The sequence below is a fragment of the Devosia sp. genome (genome assembly GCF_040509215.1).
Classification (GTDB): Bacteria; Pseudomonadota; Alphaproteobacteria; order Rhizobiales; family Devosiaceae; genus Devosia.
This window is the reverse complement of the sequence record NZ_JBEVLL010000030.1, coordinates 1-10,245: the sequence shown is the minus strand read 5'-3', so window position 1 is coordinate 10,245 and position 10,245 is coordinate 1. Positions and strand designations below refer to the sequence as shown.

Annotated in this window: 13 protein-coding genes and 2 tRNA genes; 5 read left to right on the top strand and 10 right to left on the bottom strand. The window is 59.9% G+C overall.

Annotated features, from left to right (window positions below; translation table 11 throughout):
• The coding region (locus tag ABW043_RS01410) for a DMT family transporter (protein ID WP_353919458.1) at positions 1-583 on the top strand (583 nt) is incomplete at its 5' end.
• Positions 584-708: 125 nt separating this feature from the next.
• Here the strand turns inward: ABW043_RS01410 and ABW043_RS01405 are convergent.
• From ABW043_RS01405 to ABW043_RS01390, 4 genes are all read right to left on the bottom strand, one after another.
• A tRNA-Glu gene (locus ABW043_RS01405) sits at positions 709-783 on the bottom strand.
• A 60-nt stretch (positions 784-843) separates the two neighbouring features.
• Positions 844-918, bottom strand: a tRNA-Glu gene (locus tag ABW043_RS01400).
• A gap of 91 nt (positions 919-1,009) precedes the next feature.
• Positions 1,010-1,486, bottom strand: a complete 477-nt coding sequence (locus tag ABW043_RS01395; protein WP_353919457.1) for a YcbK family protein — start codon at positions 1,484-1,486, stop codon at positions 1,010-1,012.
• A 127-nt stretch (positions 1,487-1,613) separates the two neighbouring features.
• Positions 1,614-2,030: a VOC family protein gene (locus ABW043_RS01390; protein ID WP_353919456.1), complete on the bottom strand. Its 417-nt coding sequence runs from the start codon at positions 2,028-2,030 to the stop codon at positions 1,614-1,616.
• A gap of 186 nt (positions 2,031-2,216) precedes the next feature.
• On the opposite strand from ABW043_RS01390, the gene ABW043_RS01385 reads away from it, so the two are divergent.
• On the top strand, positions 2,217-2,840 hold the full coding sequence (locus tag ABW043_RS01385) for a cold-shock protein (RefSeq protein ID WP_353919455.1): 624 nt from the start codon (positions 2,217-2,219) through the stop codon (positions 2,838-2,840).
• A 42-nt stretch (positions 2,841-2,882) separates the two neighbouring features.
• Positions 2,883-3,341, top strand: a complete 459-nt coding sequence (locus ABW043_RS01380; RefSeq protein ID WP_353919454.1) for a DUF192 domain-containing protein — start codon at positions 2,883-2,885, stop codon at positions 3,339-3,341.
• Positions 3,342-3,344: 3 nt separating this feature from the next.
• On the opposite strand, the gene trhA is transcribed toward ABW043_RS01380, so the two are convergent.
• Positions 3,345-4,034, bottom strand: a complete 690-nt coding sequence (gene trhA, locus ABW043_RS01375; RefSeq protein ID WP_353919453.1) for a PAQR family membrane homeostasis protein TrhA — start codon at positions 4,032-4,034, stop codon at positions 3,345-3,347.
• Between the two features lie 160 nt (positions 4,035-4,194).
• On the opposite strand from trhA, the gene ABW043_RS01370 reads away from it, so the two are divergent.
• Positions 4,195-4,659, top strand: coding sequence for an ArsR/SmtB family transcription factor (locus ABW043_RS01370; RefSeq protein ID WP_353919452.1), 465 nt, complete (start codon positions 4,195-4,197; stop codon positions 4,657-4,659).
• A 57-nt stretch (positions 4,660-4,716) separates the two neighbouring features.
• Here the strand turns inward: ABW043_RS01370 and ABW043_RS01365 are convergent, their stop codons facing one another.
• From ABW043_RS01365 to ABW043_RS01345, 5 genes are all read right to left on the bottom strand, one after another.
• Positions 4,717-5,505, bottom strand: a complete 789-nt coding sequence (locus ABW043_RS01365) for an HAD hydrolase-like protein (protein WP_353919451.1) — start codon at positions 5,503-5,505, stop codon at positions 4,717-4,719.
• 209 nt (positions 5,506-5,714) lie between these two features.
• A complete protein-coding gene (locus ABW043_RS01360; RefSeq protein WP_353919450.1) occupies positions 5,715-6,041 on the bottom strand; it encodes a hypothetical protein in 327 nt (108 codons plus the stop codon).
• Positions 6,042-6,239: 198 nt separating this feature from the next.
• On the bottom strand, positions 6,240-6,473 hold the full coding sequence (locus ABW043_RS01355) for a hypothetical protein (RefSeq protein WP_353919449.1): 234 nt from the start codon (positions 6,471-6,473) through the stop codon (positions 6,240-6,242).
• A gap of 52 nt (positions 6,474-6,525) precedes the next feature.
• The gene (locus ABW043_RS01350; protein ID WP_353919448.1) at positions 6,526-6,810 is read right to left on the bottom strand and encodes a hypothetical protein; all 285 of its coding nucleotides are present in this window, start codon (positions 6,808-6,810) and stop codon (positions 6,526-6,528) included.
• Positions 6,807-7,055, bottom strand: coding sequence for a hypothetical protein (locus tag ABW043_RS01345; RefSeq protein WP_353919447.1), 249 nt, complete (start codon positions 7,053-7,055; stop codon positions 6,807-6,809). Before ABW043_RS01345 ends, ABW043_RS01350 begins: the two co-directional genes overlap by 4 nt.
• A gap of 949 nt (positions 7,056-8,004) precedes the next feature.
• Here ABW043_RS01345 and ABW043_RS01340 point away from each other — a divergent pair.
• Positions 8,005-10,209 (top strand): TonB-dependent receptor, encoded by a 2,205-nt coding sequence (locus ABW043_RS01340; protein ID WP_353919446.1) that lies wholly within the window; start codon positions 8,005-8,007, stop codon positions 10,207-10,209.
• The last annotated feature ends 36 nt before the right edge of the window (positions 10,210-10,245 follow it).

Here is a 10,245-nt window from a genome sequence, read left to right as displayed (position 1 = left end):
TCATTCGGTCGTCTTCATCGGCCTGTTGCCTCTGTCCACGGCCATTTTCGGGGTTCTGCGTGGCGGCGAGCGACCCAAGCCGATCTTCTGGGTGTTTTCGATTCTCGGCAGCGCGCTGGTTGCCGGCTTTGCCGTGATGCAGGGCCTGACAGCCTCGCCGGTCGGTGACGCTCTCATGCTCGCAGCTATCATCGTCTGCGGTCTTGGCTACGCGGAGGGCGCAAAACTCTCGCGTACCTTGGGTGGTTGGCAGGTCATATCCTGGGCACTGGTTTTGTCGCTGCCCGTCATGGCCACGCTCACCATTATCTATTGGCCGCCGAGCCTGTCGGGTATCGCGACGCCGGCGTGGCTGAGCCTCGCCTATGTGTCGGTGTTCAGCATGCTGGTCGGTTTCGTGTTCTGGTATCGTGGCCTCGCCCAGGGAGGCATCGCGGCGGTGGGCCAGCTTCAGCTCTTGCAGCCGTTTTTTGGTCTGGCATTGGCCTCGACCCTGCTGCGCGAACCGGTAACGCCGGCCATGCTGCTGGTCACTCTGGCGGTGGTCGCCTGCGTTTTCGGCGCGCGGAAATACGGAAAATAGGGAACGGCGCATCCGTCTCGCGCAAAACGCACTACTGGGCGCACCGACTCGCGCTTTTTCCAAAGCCGCATGTCAGATGGAGATTTGGAGGAAGCGGCGCTGCCGCGCCAAGTCTTTGAAAGTGCTGGTACGCCCTAGGGGAATCGAACCCCTCTTTGGACCGTGAGAGGGTCCCGTCCTAACCGATAGACGAAGGGCGCCTAACCGCATTGAGCGCCTGAGCCAACCCGCTTTCCCTGCACGATGTGGGGGGAGAAGCGTGGTACGCCCTAGGGGAATCGAACCCCTCTCTGCACCGTGAAAGGGTGCCGTCCTAACCGATAGACGAAGGGCGCGCTCAACGCTGGGTGTCGTATAGAGGGAGCTTTTCTGGAGTGCAACCCCCTCGTTGGCGATTTTGAATTTTTTTCAAAAAGCCGAAAGTTATCAACAGCCTGAGAACGTGACGGGGCGATTGTAGCCGCGCGGGCGGTCGCGAACGTCGACATGGATGAAGCTTCGGCCTGGATAACAGCCGAGCCCGCCCACCGCCGAAGTGCGCATTGCAAACTCGATCAGCCGGCTCTTGTCGACGCCGGGAATGTAGAAATCCGCGGCCATGCATTTGGTGTGATAGGAGTTGTCGGCTCCCCCGGCGGCCGCGTTGTGATGGTTGTCGCGATAGCCCGATTGCATCACCACTTTCTTGCCGAAATGCCCCTCGAATTCCCAGATCAGGAATCGCAGTTGTGGCGACAGGCACAAAGCGTTGACCTCGCGGGAGGCGACGTAGGTCCCCCAATCGGCCTTCAATCCAGAATAGCCGGACCCGCTGCCATTGGCGAACATGGCCATGGGCACGCAGGCCGCCAGCGTGGTTACGACGGCGCTGATAGCAAGGACTGAGCGAAGAAAATGGGGCATGGCAACTTTCCCGATTTGCCCGCTGTGGCAAAAGCACCACACACAATGGGCTGAACGGTTCAGTCGCTAAAATTAGAATGGTTTCGCTAACCGTACGCTAAGCAGCACGGTTAGCGAATGGTGAAGCTTACCAGCTACCGGTATTTGCCATTGAGGCCCACGGTTCCTGCGGGGGCAGGGTGCCGTCCTGGATCAGTTCGATCGAAACCCCGTCTGGCGAACGCACGAAGGCCATGTGCCCGTCGCGCGGCGGTCGGTTGATGACGACGCCCATATCCTGCAGGTGCTGGCAAAGCGCGTAGATATCCTTCACGCGATAGGCAAGATGGCCGAAATTCCGGCCGCCCGTATAGACTTCCGGGTCCCAGTTGTGGGTCAGCTCGACCTCGCCGCCCTGATCGCCCGGGGCGCGCAGGAAGATCAGGGTGAAGCGGCCCTTCTCATTTTCCGTGCGGCGCACTTCCTCGAGGCCAAGGCCGTTGCAGTAGAAGTTGAGGCTCGCCTCGACATCGGTGACGCGCACCATCGTGTGCAGATATTTCATTTTTGCGTCCTTTCGCACGATCGTGATGCTGGCCTAACAAGCCCGGAAGCTGGCCGCAACGACAACCGGGCTCGGCTCATACAACTATTTCGCAACACCTTCTTAACTTTTGGGACTGAATCGGACAGAGTGCTTTGGTATTGTCGAGTACCCGTGGTCACGGGAGTTGCAAAAGGGCGTTGCGGCATGGGGGCCAATATTAACGGCGAAAGTGGAAATCCCACCAATCCGTCTCACGACACCGAAGCCGGTGAGCGCGAAAACCTGTCCACGCGGCAGGACGGGGCAGCCGTTGACACCATCGAGGTCTCCGGTTCGATCAAATGGTTCGACGCCGGCAAGGGGTTTGGATTCATCGTGCCGGATAATGGCATGGCGGACATCCTGCTTCATGTCACCTGTCTCCGTCGCGACGGCTACCAGACCGCCTATGAAGGCGCGCGCATCGTCGTCGAGGCGCTCAACCGCCCCGGTGGGCTGCAGGCCTTCCGCATCGTCTCCATGGACGAGTCGACCGCCCGCCACCCGGCCCAGATGCCGAGCCCGCGGACGCATGTCGTCGTCGAGCCCAGCTCGGGCATGGTTCGCCTCGAGGTGAAGTGGTTCAACCGCATTCGCGGCTTCGGCTTCCTCTCCGCCGGCGAAGGTACGCCGGACGTTTTCGTGCATATGGAAACCTTGCGCCGTTTTGGCATCACCGAATTGCGCCCTGGCCAATTCGTGCTCGTGCGCTATGGCAATGGTCCAAAGGGCCTTATGGTCGCCGAAATTCGGCCCGACGGTTGGGGCGATGCACCGTCTTCGCATTGAGCCAATCTCAATGCTAACAGTATGCTAGCAAAGGCACACCCAATGTTGCACCAATTCCGGGCACTCGCTGTCGCGGCGACCGTGGTTGCCGTGAGCCTGCCACTAGCCGCCTGCAGCGACGAGGCGAAGCTGACGATCCACAGCACCAATGGCGATCACACCTTCAATATCGAGGTCGTCGATACCGCCGAAAGCCGTGCCCAGGGACTGATGTACCGTCAGGAACTCGCTCCTGATGCCGGCATGCTGTTCGATTTCCTAGACGACCGTGAAGTGTCGTTCTGGATGCGTAACACCTTCATACCGCTCGATATGATCTTCATCACTGGCGAAGGCGTCGTGAAGAACATCCACGTCAACGCCAGGCCGCACGACCCCACCGGCATCCCGTCCGATGGTCCCGTTCAATTTGTGCTGGAAATCCCTGGCGGCCGTAGCGTCGAGCTCGGCATCGAGGCGGGCGACACCGTCACCCACCCTCGCATCGAAGCGTCGAAATAGCCTTCAGAGGCGGTGTATGACCATGCAGTCCAGCACCGCCCAAAGGTGCAGGCTGGCGCCCGCCACCACAAAGACATGCCATAAGGCATTCTGGAATTTGAGCTTTTCCCAAAGGTGGAAAACAATTCCCGCCGAATAGGTCACGCCGCCGGCGAGCAGTAGCCACATCGTAGAACTCGGCAATTCCTGCGCCAGCGCCTGGAACACCACAATTCCGCTCCAGCCGATCGCTAGATAAAGCAGGATCGCCAGCCGCCCAAAACGCTGCGGCACGATCAGCTTCAGCGCCACTCCAACCAGCGAGGCACCCCAGACGAGGCTCATCATGATGGCCCCGATCTGCGTGCCGCCAATCACGGCGAGGAACGGGGTATAAGTCCCTGCGATAAAGAGGAAAATTGCAGCCTGATCAAGGCGGGCCAGATGCCGCTTTATCGGTGAAATCGGCCACATATTATAGGCCAGCGATATCCCCAACACGGCCACCAGCGTCGTGACATAGACAGTCAGAGCCGGGAATGCTTCGGGCGCAGTATGCGTCGCGGTCACGGCGAGCAGGATTGATCCCGCAACCATGGCCACCACGAGGCCAAGGATATGCACCGCTGCGTCGGCGACCATCTCGGCCGGGGTGAACGGGCGCTGCTCCCGGCTCCACCATGAATAAGATTTCGGACGTGCTGCGTAACCCATGACAACTCCTCCTGAACGCCAGACTGCGGCGAAGGATGTGACCAATCTATTGCCTATGCGCGGCATTCCGATGTCATCCTCAACGGGACACCAACGTTTCTGGTGAACAAAGGGTTCGCTCGCTTGACCTGTAACCCCTCAGTTACGTAGGCCTCTCGTCATGAGCAGAAAGTCCAAACCCCCGATTGCCCTCTATTCGGCCCTCGCCGACACCACCAGGTGCCGGATTCTGGAAATCCTGAAGACGGCCCCAACGCCGGTCCACGTGCTGACGGAGGCCTTCTCCATCAGCCGCCCGGCCATCTCGCGGCATTTGCGGGTCCTCAAATCCGCCGGTCTCGTCGCCGAGGTGAAAAAGGGCCGCGAAAACGTCTACGCCTTCCGGCCTGCCAAGCTCGATGCGGCCCGAACCTGGCTGGAAACAATTCGCTCGGCCGAAGCTCTTTCCGAAGAACTCGTGGAAGAAGCGCCCGTTGCGGTCGTCGCCGAGGTGCCCATTGCTCCCAAGCCCGTCCGCGCGCCGAAGAAGAAACCTGTCGTCAGCGCCGAAAGGCCCGTCAAGGAACCCGTTCCGACGCAGACCACGCCCGCGCCATCAACCAACCAGATGGGTTTCGATTTCTAGAAATGCCTTGGGGAAAGGTGGATGCCACCTTTCCTGCACTGAGGCAGCCGCGAACCGTCAGGCCGATACGACCGGGTAGGGCCCCACGAGCACGGCGCTGTCTTCTTGAGCCTCGAAAAGATCGGCAGTCACCCGCTCAAGCTCATGTGCTGACCAGGCGATCTGCAGGTTCGGGCAATCGCCCTCCACAGCCCTCAGCGCCGCACGAGGGCCGAGCGCCACCGGCACGATCGGTCGCGAAAGGCTCGCCGCCGCCGCCATGGCCGCGTCGATATCCTTGCGCTGGTCGCCCACATACCAGATGACGTCGCGCGCCCTTACGTCGCGCCCAAGGCCTCCAAGCGCCGCAAGGATCGAATCGGGCCAAGGCTTGCCGCGGCCAACATCCTCGCGGAAGACGCAGGTAGAGAAATACTTCTTGAGGTCGAAGGCTTCCAGCACGTCGTGGCCATAGCCCCGACCGAGCCCGTTGCTGACCACTGCCAGCAGCACCCCGTTGGCGCGCAGCCGCTCCAGCACAGACCGCAAGGTCTCGCAGGGCAGCAGCATTTCTTCGACTGATTTCCGGCGCACACGGTGAATGGCGCGGTGCACGAGCAGCTTCGGCGACTTCTGCGGCGCGGCTACACACTGCCGACGCATCAGCCGGAAACGTGCCACAAGTCGCGCGGCCCGGTGCGAACAATCATCAAGAAATTCCAGCGTCTGCAGGACGCGCGGATTGACGTGATGAACCAATGTTCCATCGAGGTCGAACAGTACGATGGTCGGTGCCGTCAGATTTGAATCCAGCGTCGCGTCCCCCAGAATGTCCCCAAATTTGCCGTATTTTAACCAAGGGCACAACCCCGGTGGCCATTTGGGTGGTCAATTGCCTGTGCTCAAGAGGCGCAACGGAACCACTGCCTGACCTGTCCCAAGGTCCTGAATCGACCGGATTTCCTGACTTCTGCGGCGCTTTTACCGGGACCGGCGAGGCCCCAATGGGGCGCCCGCCAATCCCGCCATTCCCGAACGAAAATGCTCTTGTCGGCGCCTCCCAACGACCGGGAGACTCACTCGGTGAAGCTGAATTCGCTCAGTTCGCAAACATTCTTGTTGGAGGCCTGAACCTGGTCTCCATCCTCGAAGACGGCCAGAAAGTCATATTTGCAGTACCCGCTGCCATCGTCGATGTTGATCATGACACTATAGCCCGACGGCAGGATATCCTCGCCGAGGATGTCCTCCTCCCAAGAATTGGTGCCCGAGTTCGAAGCGTAGAATCGAACGATGTCATAGGAAGTTTGGTTGTTGATGCGCACGCGGCGATCAAGTGCAGCAGCGTCCACGACGCCGACTGCGGTCAAAGCAAGCACGACGCCTGCCAAAGCTTTATGCATGATTGTCCCCTAAATGCGGTGCCCACCGCATGGGAACTTTATTTGCTAAACTGGCGCTCGCGCAAGTCGGCGTAAGTGGGTTTACTTCCGCAGTCGCTAGGTGCGCGTGAAGTGGATAGCAACTCGCTGAAACAGCGAACTTCAACATGGTCGACAAGTGCGGGACCACGCGGTCCAACACCGCATTGCAGTTCGCAGCTATTCCATCAACCCGGGCGGCAAAGTGCCCAGTTTCAACAATACCCGGGGCTCATCATAGGCATCGGTTTCGGCATCGACCTCCTGGGAGAAGGCGATGACGCCGGCCCGCATGGGCGCCAAGCGTTCGGCTGTTGCAACCGCCTTTTCGGCGGTTTTGGAGGTCTGGACCGGATCGGCGACCAGCTTCCTGCCAACGAGCTTGAACGCCTGAACCAGATACATAGTCGCCATAATAGATTAGTGCCTCACGAAGGGGACGGAGGACGCTTTTCGGCAGAACTGCCTAAACGCCCCGGCTTTTGTATTCGTTCTCAATGGCCAGACGATTTCTGGCGGTACGGACGCGGTTAGTGGCAACACCTGCTGCGGCTGCGGCAAGGGCGAGACCCAACGCAAGTGCGGGCAGGCTGACAAAATCCACGCCGTAAAAGCCGGCGATTGCGAACATGAGCATGACCGCGATCGACAACCCGACAAAGGCGTGGGTGAGGATCGAGCCATTGGGTGCGGGCGCGTACAGAGACGCTGCCTGCCGTGCTTCCTTACGACGATTCTGGTCTCCCCTCATGAAGTCTTGCGCCTCACCAGGGGATAAGAGTGATCGGTGTAGAGTGCGAGGATGGCGGCGCCCTCGAAACGCTGCTCATCCACTTCCAGCATGGCGCCCTTCAATGACGCCGGGGCCATGTCCTCTGCGGCGTATTGCACGGCTTCGGCCGCTGAGGCAAAGCGACGATACTTCACGCCCTGAGACTTGCGGTGCGGCCCGCCGAAGTAGAATTCCGCCGCTGCGCTATAGTCGATGGTAGTCATTGTCTTGTCCCTTTCCGTAACGGCTACTGCACCAGCCAAGTGATTTCGGCCGAGGCTCAAACGCCGCGTTGTTTTATGGGGGCACGATTGGCGTCGCGCTGCTGCTTTTCGGTGGCCCGGCTTTCTAGGTGCCGCATTGCCTGTGTCGCTCGAATGCTGAGTAGCTTGGCGGCTCGGTCTGAATCTGCCGGAGCCAAAGGCCGGAACTGGGCCTCCGCGAGATCATATTGATCCCGTGTCACGACGCAGGCCGAAGATCAGGCGATGTGCGTTCGTTCGCCTCTGATGGCTCAGGATTCCCGCTCTCGGGAAAAACGTCTCTTTGCCTGGCGTAGATCGCAGCCTTCGGTCGCGTCACCGGTTCGAAGTTATTGGGTTTTGGCGGACGAAGCGGATAGGTGATTTTCATCGTGGCATCCTTTCAGGATGGCGTCTTCATGAAGCACGATGTCCAGGCGCCTCTCCCCAGCGAACCGAGCCAATAGTAGGCGGCCGCGATAGCTGAACATGAATTGCCTGGGAGAACGGGCGACCATTCCGGTCGTTAGATCGTCGTGTGCGTTAAGCACGGCCAAAGCCTTTGTCGATCTCCGTTATTGCATGTGGTGTTTCGCCACACGAATTTCAAGGCTCATCGCCGAGCCAGACCATCGCGGACGCTCCGCGTCGAGCGCGACCTGCCGCTGGATAAGCAAGTGGTCAAAGTCCCCGCAGCGAGTAAACGATCCCGAGAAACCCGCAAGCTGACGCCCCCAAAAAGACCGCGGCGGCCTTTAGAACAAACATCGCGATCAACTTCCCGTTCAAAATTCTTCAAACCCTCCAATGGCCTGCGACAACACGCCCACCTCCGTTAGACTTGACTCTAATTGTCATGTTTGAGAGTTGCATGGGTACTGATTGTACATTTGGGGGTTTAGGAATGTCATTTTTCGGTAGCAGGGGGAGCGTGCTTGCGTTCGCAGGGGTATCCGTTTTTGCCTTGCTTTCAGCAACGGCCAGCGCCCAACAGACCACCACAGTCGTTGCCCCGGCTGGGTCCACCCAGCTCGACCGTCTGGTGGTGGTGCGGGGCCCTTCGCCAATCTCCTCCACCGGCACAATTGGGCAGCCGGCGCCTGTCTTTGTCGGCAGACAGATCGCTGCGGGAACAACGCTTGGCGCACTGGGCATCCGCTCGGTCCAGGAGACGCCTTTCAGCATTACCGGCTACACGAATGCGCTGATCGAGACCCAGCAGGCACAAACGGTCGGCGATGTCGTCCTCAACGACCCTTCGGTGCGCAACGACGCCTCGCCCTTCAGCGAACGTGACGCCTTCTTTATCCGCGGCTTTTCGGTCACTAACCTCGATACCGCCTATGACGGGCTGTTCTATCTCGCCAATCCGCGTCGCAGTTTCCTCGAAGGCATTGAGCGTGTCGAAATTCTCAAGGGCCCCTCGGCCTTCGTGAACGGCGGCGTTGGCCGAATTGGCGGCACCATCAACCTCATCCCCAAGCGGGCCGGCGTTGACCCGCTGACCAAGGTCACCGCGAGCTACAACAGCAACTCGCAATTCATGACCCATCTAGATTTCGGGCGCCGCTTTGGCGTGAACAATGAACTGGGCGTGCGGTTCAACGGCTCCTACCGGAACGGCAACACGGCCTATGACCACAACATCGCCGAGGTCGGTGTCGTGGCGCTGGGCCTTGATTATCAGGGCGAACGCGTCCGCGCCTCGCTCGATATCAATCATGCGACCCAGAACATCGATGCCCCCACATCGCTGTTCAATTCGGCTGCAGCCGGGATCGCTATCCCCGCCGCCCCGAATGGCAGCATCAATATGTCGAGCCCGTTCGAATATCACGACAGCACGCACAACATGGTCGCTGGCCGGGTGGAGTTCGATGTCCTGCCCACGACGACCATCTACGCTGCAGGCGGCGTCAGTCGCTATCGCGAAGACTTCGTCTCCTCGTCGCACCAGATCGTCAATGCCAACGGCAATGCTCGCTCGACCCTGGCCATTCAGCCCCAGCAAATCCAGGGCTTTACCGGCGAGGTCGGTGTACGAACCGAATTCGATACCGGTCCGGTGGGCCATCAGGTCAGCGTTTCCTACTCGCAGTCCCTGAATGAAAACTATCGTGGCGGCTTCGCTCCAGCGTCGATCATTTTGCCCGCCACTTACCTCAACAATATCTATGCGCCGGTCTTCCTCGCCAATGGCTCGGTCAACACGAGCGCCTTCCCGCGCTCGGACAATTTGCCACTATTTGCCAGCCTGCTTTCGACCAGCTTTGCGGTAAGCGACACGCTGTCCTTCGCCGATGACCGGTTCCTGCTGACGCTCGGCGGTCGCTATCAGGCCATGAAGTCGGAGAGTTTCAACACCCGGCCCGATCGTGGCGCCCTCGGGGTGCGGAACTACCTTTATGAAGACGGTCGTTTCAGTCCGGCTATTGCTGCCGCGTTCAACGTCACCGATGCCTTCACCGTCTATGGCAACTATGTCGAGGCCCTTACCGAAGGCCCGACCGCCCCGCTCACCGCGACCAATTCGGGACAGATCTTTGCGCCCGTGGTCAACACCCAGCGTGAAGTCGGCTTCAAGTACGATACTGGCGCGATGCTGCTAACGGCGGCACTGTTCGATATCCAGCAGCCCAATGGCTATGCGGCCCCCGGCGGTGCCTTCGATCTCAATGGCCTGCAGGTCAATCGGGGCCTCGAACTTACCGCTTCGGGCGAACCAATTGAAGGCCTGCGCCTGCTTGGCGGCGTAACGCTGATGGATGCCCGGCTTGCCAAGACCGCCGGTGGTACTCTGGACGGAAAGCTGGTCCCCGGCGTGCCGAGCTTTGCCCTCAGCCTTTATGGCGAATATGACCTGCCATTCATTGCACCGGGGCTGAGCGTCAACGGACGCATGATCTATACCGGCACCACGTTCTACGATCAGGCCAATACCCAGCAGGTCGCAGACTGGACGCGCTTCGACGTTGGTATGAGCTATGAGACAGACGGCCCGAACGGCAAGCCGATGGAGCTCAAGGCCGCCATCGAGAATGTGTTCGACTCCAGCTACTGGGCGTCCTCGGCCCGCACCTATCTCTCTGCTGGCGCTCCACGCACATTCAAGGTTTCCGCCTCGATGGAATTCTGAGCGCTTGGCGCATTTTCGATGAACCAAAGGGCCGCA